We start from the raw sequence: 17,123 nt of genomic DNA on the forward strand, positions 1-17,123 counted from the left end.
CCCGGCGGTCGAGCCCGACGGCATCAGGACGTAACCTCGGTCACACGGCGATCGGCGCCTTGATGGCCGGCGCGGGATCATAGCCGACGAGCTCGAAATCCTCGAAGCGGAAATCCTCGATCCGCTTCACCGACGGGTTGATCTTCATGGTCGGCAGCGGCCGCGGCGTGCGTGAAAGCTGCAGTTTCGCCTGCTCCAGATGGTTGGAATAGAGATGCGCGTCGCCAAGGGTGTGGACGAAATCGCCCGGCTTCAGCCCCGTCACCTGCGCCACCATCATCGTCAGCAGCGCATAGGAGGCGATATTGAACGGCACGCCGAGGAAGATGTCGGCCGAGCGCTGGTAGAGCTGGCAGGAAAGCCGCCCTTCCGCGACATAGAACTGGAAGAGGCTGTGACAGGGCGGCAGCGCCATGTCGTCGACCTGCGCCGGGTTCCAGGCGGAGACCATCAGCCGGCGCGAATCCGGCTTGTTGCGGATCATCTCGATGACATTGGCGAGCTGGTCGATCGTGCGGCCGTCGGGCGCGGGCCAGGAACGCCACTGCGCGCCGTAGACCGGGCCGAGATCGCCATTCTCGTCCGCCCATTCGTCCCAGATCGAGACGCCGTTTTCCTTCAGGTATCGGATGTTGGTGTCGCCGGCGACGAACCAGAGCAGCTCATGGATGATCGAGCGGAGATGCGCCTTCTTGGTCGTGACCAGCGGGAAGCCGTCGGCCAGGTTGAAGCGCATCTGGTAGCCGAAAACCGAAAGCGTGCCAGTCCCCGTGCGATCCTCCTTGCGGACTCCGTGGTCGAGGACGTGCTGCATGAGGTCGAGATACTGGCGCATGAAAACGTCCGCGATAGAGCCGGCTGGAGATTCGAGACTGTCGCGACCATACAACGGCTGGGGTCGCGGATCGAGTTTGCGCCGGCGAAGCATGGAGAATTTGCACGGCAACGCGGACTGCGCTCAACTGCGGATGGCGCTCCGCAGCCTCGAGCCTGCCGGGGACGAGATGCGATTCTTCGACTTCCAGGAATTCAGCTTCCAGGAGCGTGGCATGTCTCAGACGATCAACAACCCGGACGTCTATCTGCATGTCCGCGTCATCATCGGCATCATCCTCGGCCTCAGCGTTTCCCGGCTATTGAGCGGACTGAGCCGCTTCGCCCAGCATCCGCTCCGCAACCCGGTCTTCGTCACACATCTCCTCTGGGTCGCCTTCGCCTTCCTGTGCGTGGTGCATTTCTGGTGGTTCGAGTTCTATCTCGCCTCGGTCTCGGAATGGACCTTCGAGCTCTATATCTTCATCATCTTCTATTCGAGCCTCTACTTCGTGCTCTGCGCCATCCTGTTTCCCGACAGCCTGGCGGAATACGCCGGCTACGAAGACTATTTCATGTCGCGCCGGCAGTGGTTCTACGGGTTGGTCGCCGCGATCTTCCTGGTCGATCTGGTCGATACCGCGATCAAGGGCAGCGCCCATTTCCACTCGTTCGGCATCGTCTATCCGGCGCGGAACATCATCTATGCCGGCGTCGCCATCGTCGCGATGTTCGTCGCCGACAAGCGCTTCCATCTTGCGATCGCCGTCCTCGGCCTCGCCTTCCAGATCTTCTGGATCCTGCGCGCCTTCAGCACCTTGCACTGAGACGCGCGGGATCCGGAGGAAAGCCGGTCATTCCGCCGGGGCGGCGACCGGGCGGCGACGGCGGCCGAGCGTCACCTGCGCCAAGGTGAAGGCGATGACGCCGCAGCCCGCGATGCCCGCGATCATCGGCAGCGCCGTGCCGTCGAGGAAGAGCCCGACGACAGCCATGACGACGGCGCCGGTCGCCATCTGCAGCGTGCCCATCAGCGCGGAGGCGGTGCCGGCGATCTCGCCATGCTCGTCCAGCGCCAGCACGGCGGAGGCCGGAATGACCAGGCCCAGGAAGCCGTTGGCGACGAACAGCATGCCGATGATCACCGGTAGACCGTCGATGCCCGACAGGACGAGCAGGAACAGGACCACCACCGCGGCGGCGAAGCCGGAGACCGCGACGCGCATCACCCGCGCCAGGCCGAACATCGACCCAAGCTTGCCGTTCAGCTGCGAGAAGCCGAAGAACGACACCGCATTGATCGAGAAGGCCAGGCTGTATTGCGTCGGCGTCAGGCCGTAGTGGTCGATCAGCACGAAGGACGAATTCGCCAGATAGGCGAAGAAGCTGGAGATGCCGAACGCGCCGATGAAGACGAGGCCGAGGAAATGGCGGTCGCGCAGCAGCAGCCAGTAGCCGGCGAGCGCGCTGCCGATGCCGCTTTCGACGCGGTCTTCGGCCGGCCGGGTCTCCCGCAGCGCCAGCGCCAGCAGCAGAATGCCGAGGATCGCCGCCACCATGACGATCCAGAAAATGGCGCGCCAGGAGGCGAACGCCGTCACGGCGCTGCCGGCGAGCGGTGCGAGGATGGGCGAGACGCTGAAGACAAGCATCAGCATCGACATCAGCTTCGCCGCCTCGTTGCCGGTATGCAGGTCGCGCACGATGGCGCGCGGCACCACCATGCCGGCGCAAGCGCCAAGCCCCTGCACGAAGCGGAACGCCACCAGCATCTCGACATTCGGCGCCATCGCGCAGCCGATCGAGGCGAGCGCGAACAGCGCCAGGCCGAAATAGAGCGGCGGCTTGCGGCCGACCATGTCGGCGAGGGGGCCATAGATCAACTGGCCGAAGCCGACCGAGAGAAAGAACGCCATCAGACTCATCTGCACGGCGCCTGTCGAGGCGCCGAGATCCTGCCCGATCGACGGCAGAGCCGGCAGATACATGTCGATGGCAAACGGCCCGATGGCGCTCAGCAGGCCGAGAATGACGGCGTAGCGCAGCAGCGATGAAGACATGACGGACACCATGAATGCGGGCGATCCAAATCGCGCAGGACGGCAAAGCCGTTGCGAAATCTGGATCCCCGAAAGAATGTGAGCAGCCGTTCTGGCGCCCGGGCGCCGCGGCTTTTTTTCTGTAATGATCGGCACAATAACTAGCATCCGTGCCGCCCGCGTCAAGCGCGTTCGGCGCGGATGCCCCATCTTGCCGCTTCGGCGTGACGCGATTGCAACGTCGGCGCCGCCGAACCGGGCGCTCACGCGCGGTTTCCCGTGCGTTTCCCCTTCCCTGCGCAGACAGGGCGGTCCCGACACCTAGTCACGGCCGTTTCGATCGCCTATATCAGCTTTGCCGGTGCAAGCCGGCTATGGCGATAAACTGTCATCGAAATAAACCCATCGGACCCGGGGGCGGTACCCGGCGCCTCCACCCAAGCCCACCCTTGAAATGGTGGTTTTCGGCGGGGGCGAAATAGGATCGACGAGGGCGTAAAGGGTGTGCTTTCGCTCGGCATGGTACCGCCGTTATCGGACCAAATCTGTAGTTGCAAACGACAACTATGCTCCGGTGGCTGTTGCCGCGTAAGCGGTACCGGTACCGAAATAAAAGTCCTCACGGGTAGCACTGTGTAGGCGGGGTCCGGAGGCACCTGGCAACAGAAGCCTCCACTTCCTTCCCCCTCCCGCTTGCCGGCCCGTCCGCGCCAATTCGCTCCGCCCGAGCGATGCGTCCCGATGCCAAGCGCTCTTCCTCGCCCATGAATTCGGCGCTTTCACCGGCATGAAGGCAGGTTCCGGGCCGCTTATGCGAAAACCAGGGCTTCGCGACCTTGACTTATCCGGGCGGTAGATCGAGTTTTCGCTTCGACGAGGCTCGTCAGGGAGCCGTTTTTAGCGCGGGTCCGCGGCTTGGCCGCACCGGGTGCCTGTCTCGACCCCGACCGCATTGATTCTGGGTAGTCGCCTTTCATGGCTGAAGATCTGATCCGCTACGACATTCTGGCCCAGGACGCGCTTCGGGGCGTCGTGCGCAAGGTGCTGGCCGAGGTTGCCAAGACCGGCCTTCCCGGCGACCACCATTTCTATGTCACCTTCGAGACCCGTGCGCCCGGCGTCCGCATCTCGACGCGGTTGATGACCGACTACCCCGAAGAGATGACGATCGTCATCCAGCACCAGTACTGGGACCTCTCGGTCACCGAGCACGCCTTCGAGATCGGCCTGTCGTTCAAGGGCGTGCCGGAGCGGCTGCTGGTGCCGTTCACGGCGCTGAAGTCCTTCGTTGACCCGTCGGTGCAGTTCGGCCTGCAGTTCGAGACGGCGCCTTCGGAAGAGGATGCACTGGAAGGCAGCCACGAGATGGAAGACGTCGACACGTCGCCGCTCGTGCTCGACACACCGGACCGTGTCGAGGAAGAGCCGGCCGAACCGAGCGAAAAGCCGGCGGCCGAGGTCGTGCGTCTCGACGCGTTCCGCAAGAAGAGCTAATCCCTCTCCGACTTTCCCTGAACGATGCCGCGCCTGCAGCGGCGGATAGAGGCTGACCACATGACGACGACCCGCATCGAAACGGATACTTTCGGCCCGATCGAGGTGGCATCCGACCGCTACTGGGGCGCGCAGGCGCAGCGTTCGCTGGGCAATTTCAAGATCGGCATCGAGAAGCAGCCGCTGCCGATCGTGCGGGCGCTCGGCGTCATCAAGCGCGCCGCGGCGGAAGTGAACGCCAAGCTCGGCCGCCTCGATCCGGAACTCGCCAAGACGATCGTCGCCGCCGCGCAGGAAGTCATCGACGGCAAGCTGGACGACCACTTCCCGCTCGCAGTCTGGCAGACCGGCTCGGGCACCCAGTCGAACATGAACGCCAACGAGGTGATCTCGAACCGCGCGATCGAGATGCTCGGCGGCGTGATGGGCTCGAAGAAGCCGGTCCATCCGAACGACCACGTCAACATGAGCCAGTCGTCGAACGACACCTATCCGACCGCGATGCACGTGGCCGCGGCCGAGGAGATCGTCCACCGCCTGCTGCCGGCGTTGAAGCACCTGCACGCGGCGCTGGCCGCCAAGTCGAAGGACTGGGCCTCGATCGTCAAGATCGGCCGCACCCACACCCAGGACGCCACGCCGCTAACGCTCGGCCAGGAATTCTCCGGCTACGCCCAGCAGGTCGAAAACGGCATCCGGCGCATCGAGATGACGCTGCCGGACCTGATGCAGCTCGCGCAGGGCGGCACCGCCGTCGGCACCGGCCTGAACGCGCCGATCGGCTTTGCCGAGGACGTCGCGGCGGCGATCGCGTCGATCACCGGCCTGCCCTTCACCTCGGCGCCGAACAAGTTCGAGGCGCTCGCCGCCCATGACGCCATGGTGTTCTCGCACGGTGCCATCAACACGGTCGCCGCGTCGCTGTTCAAGATCGCCAACGACATCCGCCTGCTCGGCTCCGGCCCGCGCGCCGGCCTCGGCGAGCTGTCGCTGCCCGAGAACGAGCCGGGCTCGTCGATCATGCCGGGCAAGGTCAATCCCACACAGTGCGAGGCGCTGACCCAGGTCTGCGTCCAGGTGTTCGGCAACAATGCCGCCCTCACCTTCGCCGGCAGCCAGGGCCATTTCGAGCTCAACGTCTACAACCCGGTTATGGCCTACAACTTCATCCAGTCGGTGCGGATCCTCGCCGACGCGGCCGTCTCGTTCACCGACAACTGCGTCGTCGGCATCGAGCCGCGCCTCGACAACATCCGGTCGGGCGTCGAGCGCTCGCTGATGCTGGTCACCGCGCTGGCGCCGAAGATTGGCTATGACAACGCCGCCAAGATCGCCAAGACCGCGCACAAGAACGGCACTACCCTGCGCGAGGAGGCCGTCGGCGGCGGCTACGTCACCACCGAGGAGTTCGATGCGATCGTCCGTCCCGAGGACATGATCAGCCCGAAATAGTCGCTCCTTCCGTCGACTTGATATCGTTACCAACGAGGCGCATCATGAGCGGGAGATCTGCTCATGGAGCGCCTCGTGAGTTTCTATGTCCGCCATGTGATCCGGCACCTGCCGAACCGAACGAACCAGCCAGGCTCTGTCTGGCGCGCCGTAGCCTGCGGCCCGGCGATGTGGCTTCGCTTCGATGGTCACGGACCTCCCGCCCCGCGAAGGCCCTTTACCCCACCCCTGCCACTCCGCCATTGACCGGCACCTAAGCAAGACCGCATCGAACGGCCCTATCGGGGAGATTGAGCATGACGGCTGACATCATCAACCTGAACCGTTTCCGCAAGGAAAAGGCCCGCGCCGAAAAGGCCGCTGTCGCCGAGGAAAACCGGATCCGCTTCGGCCGCACCCGCGCCCAGAAGGCGCTCGACCGCATCTCGGCCGAGAAGGCGCGCCACCACGTCGACAGCCATCGCCGCGACGACGAGGAAGATCCTACCCCGGCATGAAGAAACGCTCGGTCTCAATTGCCGGCCACCAGACCTCGATCTCGATCGAGGAACCGTTCTGGCAGGCCCTGCGCGGGATCGCCGCCGAGCGCGGCCAGAGCCTTGCCGGACTGATCGCCGCCATCGACGGCGAGCGTGCGGCCCAGACCAATCTCTCCTCCGCCATCCGCCTCGCCGTGCTCGCCTGGTATCAGGCGCGCGTGGAAGCGCAGGCGCCGAAAGAGACCGTCCCGCTCAATTCGGAATAGACTCCGGCGGCGTCAGCCGCATCGGCGCGCCGGGATCGAGCGGCGGCTGCGGCAAAGGCGGCAGGGCCCGGGTCTGTGGCGTCGGCGGCACCTCGCGCAACAGGGTTTCGATCCCGTCAGTGAAATCGAGCTTCTGCCTTTCGGCCTCCGCCGCGCGGCGCGCCCGCTCCTGGCGCTGCGCCTCCGCCTTGCGAGCGGCATCGGCAGCTTTCCTGGCCGCAGCGGCTTCGGCGGCCGCCTTCTCCGCTGCCAGCTTCGCCGCCGCTTCGGCGGCCTGCCGCGCCTCCTCGGCCTTGCGCGCGGCATCGCCGCGGCGCTGATCGTCCTCGCGCGCCAGGCGCACGAGCCGGTTCAGCTTCTCCTTCTCGAGGATCTCCGCCTGGAGCTTCTCGATCCGCTCCACCTCGCGCTCGAAGGCTCGCACCGACAGGAAGCCGGCGAGCGGCGCGACGTCGATCCGCCGCGTCGGCGCATCGAGCGGCCCGGAAAACACGAGCCCGACCTGCGGGATGGCGCCGCTGACGCGGTCCTCGCCCGGATCGATGGTCAGCGTCCACTGGCTGTCGATCGTATCGGCGTTCAGGTCGATGGTGGCGCCGCCGGCCATCGTCGCGCTCTTGCTGACGACGTTCAGGTTTGGCGCACGCAGCGTCCCTGCGGCGATCGAGAACGCGCCCTCGACGCGGTCGAATGCCAGCGTGCCGGCGTCGAGATAACCTGCGAACAGCTTGCGCAACTCCGCCTCGCTGATCTCGCGGCCGGCATTCGCGGCGCGGATGACCGCGCCGAACGCCTCCGGATTGACGAAGCGGGCCGAGCCTTCGCCGATGGTGAAGGAGCCCCCGCCCGTAAGCGCCGAGACAACACCCGCGGCCGAGCGGCCGGAGCCCTCGAACTGGCCGGAGAAGTCGAAGCTGCCATCGGCGACCGAGCGCCCGTCGCGCTGCCAGACGACGTCCGTCAGCGCCGCGCCCTTGACCGAGACCTGTCCCGAGACGGTGGCGTCGCCCTGCGGATTGGCGATCGAGAGCGAGCCGGTCGCCTTGCCACCGGCGAAATCGCCATTGGTCAGGCGGATTTCGGTGCGATCGCCGGAGAAGCTGGTCTCGACCGCCGCATTGGTGACGGCGAGGCCGTCGCCGATGGCGAGCCGGTCGGCGGAGAGGCGGAAGGCTACGTCGAAGCCATCGATCGCCGGGCGGCCGAACGTGGTCTTCGACCAGACGCTCTCGGTGTTGGCGAGCAGGTCCGGCGGCAGGCCGAGGCCCAACGCCAGCGCGAAGGTCAGGTCGGCCTCGTCGATGGCGACGTCGCCCTTCAGCCTCCAGCGGCCGGCGTCGCGGCCGAAATCGATCATGCCGCCGGCATAGGCGTCGCCGAGCCTGGCATCGCGGAACGACAGCGTGGCGCTGCCGTCGCGGATATCGAGCGAGCTCGCCGCCTCGAGCGGCAGCTTCTCGCCCTGTCCCGGCAGGGCCAGCCCGACCAAGGTCAGCGCCGGGGTTGCATCGGCACCGCGCGCCGTGATCGTGCCCTGGTAGCTCGGCACGCCGGCCTCGTCGATGCCGAGGCTGCCTTCGGTCGAATAGGAGAGACCCGCGAATTCGCCATTGATCGTGCCGTTCACGCCCTCGGCCAGCGAGCCGCCGCCACCGGTGGTCTCGACCGCGATCCGGGCGCGACCGGGCTTTTCGAGCGGCGTCGCCTCATAGCCGAGCTGGCGCAGCAGATGGCCGGCGTCGTTACTGTCGACAGCGGCCGAAACCTTCAGCTCGCCCTCGCGCCAGGCGGCCGGCGTGCCCTTAAACCCGACCGCCATGTCAATGGCGGTGCCGCCGGACGTGCCGTTCACGGTCAGGTTCGCATGGGTGACGCCGTCCTGCGCCCGTGCATTGACGACCGTGTCGAGAATGGCGGGGCCGAGCAGCGGCGCCGCCGTCTTGAACCAGCCGGCGATGGCCGAGCCGGGCAGCAGCCGCTCGACCAGCGCAGCGGATCCCGTGAGGTCGGAGGCGTCGACGGAGACCGAGAGCTGGCCGTTCGGCGCGCCGGTCAGGTCCGCGACACGGCCGCTCGCCGAGATCGCCGCGCCCGCGACATTACCGATCGACAGCTTCTTCGCCACCAGCACGCCGTTCGACAGGCTGCCATCGGCGACGACCTTTTCCAGCGTGATATCGTCGATGTCGAGCGCGTCCGTCGCGACCTTGATCTGGAAGTCGTCGGCGAGCGCGCCGGTGTTGCTCAGGCTCCGGCCCGCGAAGAGCTCGGTGAGCGCAACCAACTGGTTGTAGTCGAGCCGGTCGGCGGTCAGGTCCACCGAGAGGTTGCGGCGGCCGCCGGATGCCGCCTGCTGCCAGCGCAGGCCGCCGTTCAGGTCGGAATCCTGCATCTGCGCCGTCATGCCGGATATCGCGACCGAGCCGGGCGCGAGATGCAGCTGGCCATTCATCTCGAAGGCGCGCAACTGCGGCATCGCCGCGATCTTGCCGCCACGCCACCAGGCGGCAAACGTCGTCGGCTGGTCGGAAACGATCCGCACGGCGCCGTCGAAGGTCGCCTTGGGCACGGTAGTGACGACGCCATCGGCCGCAAGCCGAGTGCGCCCCGGCAGATCGGCGCCCAGTTCCTCGATCTTCCAGCCATTGTCGGCCGTGACCGCGTCGAAACGCAGGTTCTGGATCACCGAACCACCGATGACGATGCCGGGAATGTCGAAGCCGATGCGGCCGGGGATCGACGGCACGGGCAGCTCCGCCAAGCCCTTCACGACGGCCGACGAGGCGATCTCGACGCTCGCCGGCTCGTTCGGCCCCTTGCCGATCGAACGATCGAGGTCGAGCTGGCGCGCCTTCAGCACAGCATCGAAGCGCATCGCCTTGCCGAGGTCGATCGAGGCGGCGCCTGTCAGGCTGTAGGGCCTGTCTTCCGGCCCCTGCGACAGGGTGAAGTCGGGAAAACGCAGCTGCTCGGGACGCAGATCGAACGTGCCGGAAGCGCGCCAGCCCGGCGGCGGCTTCCGGCCCGCCTTGCCGTCGTCGTCCTGGACATGGGTCAGGCCGAAATTGCCGGACCAGCCGAGCCCCTTGTCGTCGAATCCGAGTGGCCCCTCGGCCGAAAGCGCAATCGGCACGGTCGCCGGATTGGCCTCGAGCTTGACGCGGATGGTGTTGTTCGGGTCGCGACGGCCCGTCGCGACGCGGAACGTCGTCGGCACGCCGTCGGCGACCAGCCCCCCCTCGATCTTCCAGGGCCCGAGCAGCGAGCGCGCATCGACGGCCGCATTGATGTTGGAAAGCGAGACGGCCCTTCCCGTGCGGGCGTCGCGATAATCGATCACGCCGTCGGAGATATCGACCTTCTCCAGCGTCACGGCGTCGGGATCGAGCGACTTCGACGCTTCCGAGCGGCGCAGCCAGTCGGGCAGGCCGTCGGCGCCGACGGTGACCTGCAGATGCGGCCGGGTGATCGCCATGTCGACCACTTTGAACGTACCCGAGATGAGCGGGATCAGCTCGATCCGGACCGCGAAGCGGTCCACCGTCATCATCGGCTTGTCCGGCGTTCCGCCGACGCGCACATCGGTGAATACCAGCGAGGGCATGGGCAGCAGCGAGGCGTCGGCGGTCCCCGCGACGGTGACCGGCTGGCCGAGGATCTTCTCCGCCTCGCGCTCGAAGGTCGTGCGGAAGGCGTTCCAGTCCACGAACCAGGGGATCACCAGCGCCGAGACCAGCACGGCGATGATGATGCCCCCGATGATCAGATACAGCCTGTTCAGCTTCGCCTCCGCCTTGCCGACCCGCGCGGGAGCGCGCTCACGCGTCGGGCAGGATCTTGCCCGGATTGAGGATTCCGAGCGGATCCAGCGCCCCCTTGATCACTCGCATGATGTCGAGACCGTGGCCATGCTCCTTGACGAGATATTTGCGCTTGCCCTGGCCGACGCCGTGTTCGCCGGTGCAGGTGCCGTCGAGCGCGATCGCCCGCTCGTTCATCCGGCTGATCACGGCTTCCGCCTTGGCAATCTCTTCCGGATTGGTGACGTCTATCAGAAGCTGGGTGTGGAAATTGCCGTCGCCGACATGGCCGACGACCGGTCCGATCAGGCCGTTGGCCGCGATATCGGCACTGGTCTCGGTGACGCATTCCGCCAGCCGCGAGATCGGCACGCAGACATCGGTCGAGACGCTCTGGATGGTGTCGCCAGGACGAAGCCCCTTCACGGCGAAATAGGAATCGTGGCGCGCCTGCCAGAGCTTGGTGCGATCCTCGGGACGGGTCGCCGAGGCGAACTCGCCGCCATTAAATTCCTGCGCGATCGCCGCGAACTGCTCCGCCTGCTCGGCGACCGAGGCCGGCGAGCCGTGGAATTCGAGGAAGAGATGCGGCGTCTCGGGCAGGCCGAGCTTCGCGAATTCGTTGGTGGCGCGGATCATCATGGCGTCGCCGAGCTCGATGCGGGCAATCGGGATGCCGCTCTGGATCGTCAGGATCGCCGCGTTGCAGGCATCCTCGACGGTCGGGAAGGAGCAGACGCCGGCGGCGACCGATTCCGGCAGGCCGTGCAGGCGAACCGTCACCTCGGTGATGATGCCGAGCGTGCCTTCCGAGCCGACGAGCAGCCGAGTCAGGTCATAGCCGGCCGAGCTCTTCTTGGCGCGGCTGCCTGTGCGGACGATCGAGCCATCGGCCATCACGGCCGTGAGGCGCACGACATTCTCGCGCATCGTGCCGTAGCGAACGGCGTTGGTGCCGGAGGCGCGTGTCGCCGCCATGCCGCCGAGGCTGGCGTCGGCGCCGGGATCGATCGGGAAGAACAGGCCCTGGTCGCGGATGAAATTGTTGAGCTGGATGCGGGTGACGCCGGCCTCGACGGTGCAGTCGAGATCCTCGGCATGCACCGCGACGATCTTGTTCATCTGCGACAGGTCGATCGAGACGCCGCCCTTCGGCGCGTTGACATGGCCTTCCAGCGAGGTGCCGGTGCCGAACGGGATGATCGGCACGCGATGCGCGGCGCAGATCTTCACGATCTCGGAGACTTCCTCGGTGGAAGCCGCGAAAACCACGGCGTCGGCGGGCTCGTTCGGCAGCCAGGTCGTCGTGTTGGCGTGCTGGCGCCGGATCTCGAGCCCACGGGTGAAGCGCGAACCGAAACGCTCCTGCAGAAGATCGAGCGCGGCGCCCAGAGCCACTTCATCACGCGCGCCATCGTTGCGCAGCGCCGAAACTACCATTCCGAGAACCTCCCAAGCGATTTCACGGCTTGCTCGCCATGTCGCCGGCAACCTAGCAAAATCAGGCTGCCACGCCAAAGACTTCCTGCCGTTGACGCGGCCTGCCGGAACCCGGATTCGACGGTTTCACACGGTGGCGTTGCGGGGCTCCGGATAGCCTACCAGCTGGTTCGTCACAGTGAACCTTCGATGGCGATCTTGCCCGACCGTCCGGGCCGGTCGCTGGCCGCCGCCGCAGCAGCGGCATCGGAAAGTCCGAACCGCTCATCGATCGTCAGGCGGAGCGCGCCCGAGGCCGCGAGCCGCACCAGCTCGCCGATCAGACGCCCCAGTTCGCCACGGTCCGTCGCCGCCATCCGTCGCGCGCCCCAGAAACCCTTCACCGAAACCTGACGGAAGATGAGGTCCCCCGACGAGATCACCAGCGGCTTGTTCGACATCGCGCCGAACGACATCAGCAGCCCGCCCTCGGCGAGCAGGCTGGCGAGCCTGCCGCCCTCCTCGCCGCCGACGCTGTCGACCGCGCGCAGGATGGGCGCCCCGCCGGCGAGCGCCCGGACCCTGTCTTCCCAACCCGGCGCCTCGGTCGAGACGACATCGCCGATACCAAGCGCCGCCAGCTCGGCGATGCCGGCATCGCGGCGCACGAGGCCGATAACGCGGATGCCGCGCGCCTTGGCGAGCATGGCGACGATCTTGCCGACGGCGCCGTTCGCGGCGTTCTGGATCATGCACTGGCCGCTGGCGATCTGCAGGTCTTCAAGCAGCATCAGCGAGCTCAGCGGCATGGCGATCAGCTGGCAGGCCGTGTCGTCGTCGATCCCGTCCGGCAACGGCACCGAGGCGGCCGCCGGCGCGAGGAAATAATCCGCCCAGGCGTCGGCGATACCTGCCGCCACCACGCGCTGGCCGATCGCGGGCTCCGTGACGCCCGGGCCCAGCGCATCGACAATGCCGACCGCCTCGCTGCCGCCGACCGCCGGCAGAGCCGGCTTGTGACCATAGGTGCCGCGGATGGTCCAGAGATCGTGGTTATGGATGGGCGACAGCATCATGCGGACGCGGACCTGGCCCTGCCCCGGCTGCGGCGTCGGCCGCTCGCCCGTCTTCAGGACCTCGGACGGAACGCCGAAACGCTCATAAACAGCCGCTCGCATGCGCCGCACTCCTCTTCTGCTGCCGATAAGGTAGCGCGCCGGCCCGGTACCCGCAAACGGCCGAGGCCTCGAAAAGACACGCTCCGCACTTGGACAGCGAGACGCCCTTTCTGTAGGAAAGCTGGCATGGACGGCTGCCGCGGTCCATATTTGTTCTCATGTCCAGCTCTTCGAATCGACCGCCCCTGAGATGACCGCTCCCTTCGACAGTTCCGCCCCCGCCCCGCGCCCCGGCGGCATTGCCGCGCGCGCGCTCGGCCGGGCTGCCGCCCCCACGCCCGATTATGTCGCCCGTCTCAATCCCGAACAGCGGATGGCGGTCGAGACGACGGAAGGGCCGGTGCTCGTCCTCGCCGGTGCCGGCACGGGCAAGACGCGCGTGCTGACGACGCGGATCGCGCATCTGCTCGCCACCCAGAAGGCCTATCCGAGCCAGATCCTCGCCGTCACCTTCACCAACAAGGCGGCGCGCGAGATGCGCCACCGCATCGGCGACCTGATCGGCCCCTCTGTCGAGGACATGAACTGGCTCGGCACGTTCCACTCGATCGGCGTCAAGATCCTGCGCCGCCACGCCGAACTGGTCGGCCTGCGCTCCGATTTCACCATCCTCGACACCGACGACCAGATCCGGCTGATGAAGCAGGTGATCCAGGCCGAGAACATCGACGAGAAGCGCTGGCCGGCGCGGCAGCTCGCCAACCTGATCGACAGCTGGAAGAACCGCGGCCTGACGCCGGAAGACGTGCCGCCGGGCGATGGCGGCTCCTTCGCCGACGGCCGGGGCGTCAAGCTCTACAAGGCCTACCAGGCTCGCCTGAAGACGCTGAACGCCTGCGATTTCGGCGACCTGCTTCTGGAAAACCTGCGCCTCTTCCGCGAGCACCCCGACGTGCTCAGGGACTATCACCAGCGCTTCCACTACATGCTGGTCGACGAGTATCAGGACACCAACGTCGCGCAGTATCTCTGGCTGCGCCTGCTGGCGCAGGGCCGCAAGAACATCTGCTGCGTCGGCGACGACGACCAGTCGATCTATGGCTGGCGCGGCGCCGAGGTCGACAACATCCTGCGCTTCGAGAAGGATTTCCCGGGCGCCGTCGTCATCAAGCTCGAGCGCAACTACCGCTCGACCTCGCACATCCTCGGCGCCGCCTCGCACCTGATCACCCACAATGAGGGCCGCCTCGGCAAGACGCTGTTCACCGACGCCGTCGACCCCAATGCCGCCCGCGTCCGCGTCGCCTCGGCCTGGGATTCGGAGGAGGAGGCCCGCGCCATCGGCGAGGAGATCGAGGCGCTGCAGCGCAAGGGCCACAGGCTGAACGACATGGCGATCCTCGTGCGCGCCTCGTTCCAGATGCGCTCTTTCGAAGAGCGCTTTGTCTCGATCGGCTTGAACTATCGCGTCATCGGTGGTCCGCGCTTCTACGAGCGGCAGGAAATCCGCGATGCGCTCGCCTATCTGCGCGTCGTCGCGCAACCCGCCGACGACCTCGCCTTCGAACGCATTGTCAACGTGCCGAAGCGCGGCATCGGCGAGACCACCGTCCGCCTGCTGCACGACCATGCGCGGGCGCGCGACATCCCGATCATCGAGGCGACCGACGAACTGATCCAGACCGAAGAGATCAAGTCGACCAAGACGCGCACGGCGCTGCGCGACCTGCTCTCCTCCTTCGGCCGCTGGCGCTCGCGCCTCGACGACATGAAGCACGGCGAACTGGCCGAGATGATCCTGGAGGAAAGCGGCTACACCGACATGTGGCAGCAGGACCGCTCCGCCGACGCTCCGGGCCGGCTCGAAAACCTGAAGGAACTGGTCCGCTCGATGGAGGCGTTCGAATCGCTCGGCGGCTTCCTCGAGCACATCGCTCTCGTCATGGACACGGACAACACCGAGAACCAGGACGCGGTGTCGATCATGACGCTGCATTCCGCCAAGGGGCTGGAATTCGAGACGGTGTTCCTGCCCGGCTGGGAGGAAGGCCTGTTTCCGCACCAGCGCTCGCTCGACGAGAGCGGCCGCGCCGGACTGGAGGAGGAGCGCCGCCTCGCCTATGTCGGCATCACCCGCGCCAAGCAGCGCGCCATGATCTGGTTCTCCTCGAACCGCCGCATCCACGGCCTCTGGCAATCCAACGTGCCGTCGCGCTTCCTCGATGAACTGCCGGAAAAGCATGTCGAGGTGATCGAGCAGACGTCGAGTTATGGCGGCTACAATGTCGGCGGCGTCGGCAATTACGGCGCCAGCCGCTTCGACCGCGCCGACCCGTTCACCAACACCTATTCGACGCCCGGCTGGCAGCGTGCGCAGGCCAACAAGGGTTCGGCGCAGGCGCATGCCCGCGCCGTCCCCCGGCAGATCGAGGGCGAGCTGGTGGCGAAATCGACCGGCTCGGCTTCGAAGTACAAGCTCGGCGAGCGCGTCTTCCACCAGAAGTTCGGCTATGGCGCGGTCATCGAGATCGAGGGCAACAAGCTGACGGTCGACTTCGAGAAGGCCGGCACCAAGAAGGTGGTCGACAGCTTCGTGACGAAGCACTAGGCGCGCGGCGCGGCAAGCGGCTTTGCGCCACGTCTCACCTCTCCCGCGGGAAGAGGTGAGAGCCGGACTTTGCCACTCCAGTCTGCCTCAGCGGTCGCCTTGCAGCCGCATCAGCCCGGCCTCGGTCGGACGGAAACCGCAGGCGCGGTAGAAGCCGGCGAGATGCGGCTCGTAGTCGACATGCAGCCACGCCGCGCCGCGCGCCGCCGCGAGCTCGGCCGCCCGGCGCACCAGCCGCGTGCCGAGCCCCTTGCGCCCGTGGTCGGGATGCACGGTCGGATCGAGCAGGAAGGCATGGATGCCGCCATCCCAGGCGACATTGACGAAGCCGACCAGCGCGCCTTCGGCATAGGCGCCGAGATGCACGAGGCTGCGCGACAGGATCGCCCGCGGATCGGCCGGCCCTTCCGCCTGCCACGCCACCCGCGAGAGCCGATCCATCTCGTCATGGCTCGGAAAGGGATCGACGCGGATTTCGGTTTCGGCCATGAAGCGCATTCCCAATTCGGCTCAGAGGCGGATATGAAGTCATCATCCGCCGCCAGACAAGGTTCACGCACTTGACCCTCATCGCTTCCCTCAACCTCGCCAAGGAATCCGACGCGACCCGCCTGATCGAGGCGATCGGCGAGGACGAAGCGCTCGGCTACCCCTCCGCCGCCACCACGGAGCAGGCGGATCAGAGCTGGACCGTCGACGTCTATTTCGAGGAGCAGCCCGACGAGCCGGCGCTCGCCCGCGTCGTCGCCGCCGTGCTCGGCCCCGATGCCGGCCGCTTCGTCGTGTCGGAGCTCGCCGACGAGGACTGGGTGGCGAAGTCGCTCGAGGGCCTGAAGCCGGTGCGCGCCGGCCGCTTCCTCGTCCATGGCAGCCATGACCGCGACAAGGTGCAGCCCGGCGACATCGCGATCGAGATCGAGGCGGGCGAGGCGTTCGGCACCGGCCATCACGGCACCACGGCCGGCTGCCTGGAGGAGATCGACCGGCTCGGCAAGCTGCACGACTACCAGAGCATCCTCGACCTCGGCACCGGCACCGGCGTGCTCGCCATCGCCATCGCCAAGGCGTGGGAGAAGCCGGTGCTCGCCACCGACATCGACCCGATCGCCACCCGCGTCACCGCCGAGAACGCGGCGCTGAACGGCGTCGCCGACAAGATCGAGGCCGCCACCGCCGAAGGCTTCGGCAATCCCGTCCTCGCCAACCGCGCCCCCTATGACCTGATCGTCGCCAACATCCTGGCCGGCCCGCTGATCGCGCTGGCGCCGGAAGTGGCGGCCCATCTGGCGCCGAAGGGCACGGTGGTGCTCTCGGGTCTCCTCACCACGCAGGGCGCGGCCGTCACCGCCGCCTACGAGGCCGAGGGCCTGAAGCTGGTGCGCCAGGGCGAGCAGGAAGGCTGGCTGACCCTCACGCTGGAGCGGTAGGCACGCGCGACGCGGCCGAAGACAGGCGAGCCGCGAGGCCGATACTCTCCGTCATCCTCGCGACAGCGAGGATCCACGCAGCCGCGATTCGCTCGCCGGCGAACCTCCCGAAAGCGTGGCGGAATGGATCCCGGGTCAAGCCCGGGATGACGCCGGAGGTTCGGGATACGGGACAGGCGCAGCCAATCCCCCTCTCCCGCTCGCGGGA

13 protein-coding genes and 1 other RNA gene are annotated in these 17,123 nt (G+C 67.0%); 8 read left to right on the plus strand and 6 right to left on the minus strand.

Features of this window, described 5'->3' with window-relative positions:
- Positions 1-40 precede the first annotated feature (40 nt).
- On the minus strand, positions 41-835 hold the full coding sequence (locus WFK98_RS13200; RefSeq protein WP_336800543.1) for a thymidylate synthase: 795 nt from the start codon (positions 833-835) through the stop codon (positions 41-43).
- 214 nt (positions 836-1,049) lie between these two features.
- Here WFK98_RS13200 and WFK98_RS13205 point away from each other — a divergent pair, with 214 nt between their 5' ends.
- Positions 1,050-1,640, plus strand: a complete 591-nt coding sequence (locus WFK98_RS13205; protein WP_266338410.1) for a hypothetical protein — start codon at positions 1,050-1,052, stop codon at positions 1,638-1,640.
- Positions 1,641-1,667: 27 nt separating this feature from the next.
- Here the strand turns inward: WFK98_RS13205 and WFK98_RS13210 are convergent, their stop codons facing one another.
- Complete coding sequence (locus WFK98_RS13210) at positions 1,668-2,873, minus strand: multidrug effflux MFS transporter (protein WP_266338411.1); 1,206 nt, start codon at positions 2,871-2,873, stop codon at positions 1,668-1,670.
- A 297-nt stretch (positions 2,874-3,170) separates the two neighbouring features.
- Here WFK98_RS13210 and ssrA point away from each other — a divergent pair.
- From ssrA to WFK98_RS13235, 5 genes are all read left to right on the plus strand, one after another.
- Positions 3,171-3,529, plus strand: a transfer-messenger RNA (tmRNA) gene (gene ssrA, locus WFK98_RS13215).
- Positions 3,530-3,827: 298 nt separating this feature from the next.
- Positions 3,828-4,346 (plus strand): SspB family protein, encoded by a 519-nt coding sequence (locus WFK98_RS13220; protein WP_266338412.1) that lies wholly within the window; start codon positions 3,828-3,830, stop codon positions 4,344-4,346.
- A gap of 60 nt (positions 4,347-4,406) precedes the next feature.
- Positions 4,407-5,798, plus strand: a complete 1,392-nt coding sequence (gene fumC, locus WFK98_RS13225) for a class II fumarate hydratase (protein ID WP_266338413.1) — start codon at positions 4,407-4,409, stop codon at positions 5,796-5,798.
- 296 nt (positions 5,799-6,094) lie between these two features.
- Positions 6,095-6,295 (plus strand): DUF4169 family protein, encoded by a 201-nt coding sequence (locus tag WFK98_RS13230; RefSeq protein WP_336800544.1) that lies wholly within the window; start codon positions 6,095-6,097, stop codon positions 6,293-6,295.
- Positions 6,292-6,543, plus strand: coding sequence for a ribbon-helix-helix domain-containing protein (locus tag WFK98_RS13235; protein ID WP_266338415.1), 252 nt, complete (start codon positions 6,292-6,294; stop codon positions 6,541-6,543). Before WFK98_RS13230 ends, WFK98_RS13235 begins: the two co-directional genes overlap by 4 nt.
- On the opposite strand, the gene WFK98_RS13240 is transcribed toward WFK98_RS13235, so the two are convergent.
- The 3 genes from WFK98_RS13240 to WFK98_RS13250 all read right to left on the minus strand — a co-directional run bounded on the left by WFK98_RS13240 (position 6,530) and on the right by WFK98_RS13250 (position 12,940).
- Positions 6,530-10,408 (minus strand): AsmA family protein, encoded by a 3,879-nt coding sequence (locus tag WFK98_RS13240; protein WP_336800788.1) that lies wholly within the window; start codon positions 10,406-10,408, stop codon positions 6,530-6,532. The two genes, WFK98_RS13235 and WFK98_RS13240, sit on opposite strands and share 14 nt — an antisense overlap.
- Entirely contained in the window at positions 10,362-11,783 is a 1,422-nt protein-coding gene (locus WFK98_RS13245; protein WP_266338416.1) for an FAD-binding oxidoreductase, read from the minus strand. The genes WFK98_RS13240 and WFK98_RS13245 overlap by 47 nt, the downstream gene beginning before the upstream one ends.
- Positions 11,784-11,956: 173 nt before the next feature.
- On the minus strand, positions 11,957-12,940 hold the full coding sequence (locus tag WFK98_RS13250; RefSeq protein ID WP_336800545.1) for a zinc-binding dehydrogenase: 984 nt from the start codon (positions 12,938-12,940) through the stop codon (positions 11,957-11,959).
- A 190-nt stretch (positions 12,941-13,130) separates the two neighbouring features.
- On the opposite strand from WFK98_RS13250, the gene WFK98_RS13255 reads away from it, so the two are divergent.
- Complete coding sequence (locus WFK98_RS13255; protein ID WP_336800546.1) at positions 13,131-15,488, plus strand: ATP-dependent helicase; 2,358 nt, start codon at positions 13,131-13,133, stop codon at positions 15,486-15,488.
- An 87-nt stretch (positions 15,489-15,575) separates the two neighbouring features.
- Here WFK98_RS13255 and WFK98_RS13260 read toward each other — a convergent pair whose 3' ends face one another.
- Complete coding sequence (locus WFK98_RS13260) at positions 15,576-15,977, minus strand: GNAT family N-acetyltransferase (protein WP_336800547.1); 402 nt, start codon at positions 15,975-15,977, stop codon at positions 15,576-15,578.
- Positions 15,978-16,021: 44 nt separating this feature from the next.
- Here WFK98_RS13260 and WFK98_RS13265 point away from each other — a divergent pair, with 44 nt between their 5' ends.
- Positions 16,022-16,915 (plus strand): 50S ribosomal protein L11 methyltransferase, encoded by an 894-nt coding sequence (locus WFK98_RS13265; RefSeq protein WP_442907419.1) that lies wholly within the window; start codon positions 16,022-16,024, stop codon positions 16,913-16,915.
- Positions 16,916-17,123: the final 208 nt, after the last annotated feature.

It is taken from the genome of Kaistia sp. MMO-174, from assembly GCF_037147815.1.
Classification (GTDB): Bacteria; Pseudomonadota; Alphaproteobacteria; order Rhizobiales; family Kaistiaceae; genus Kaistia; species Kaistia nematophila.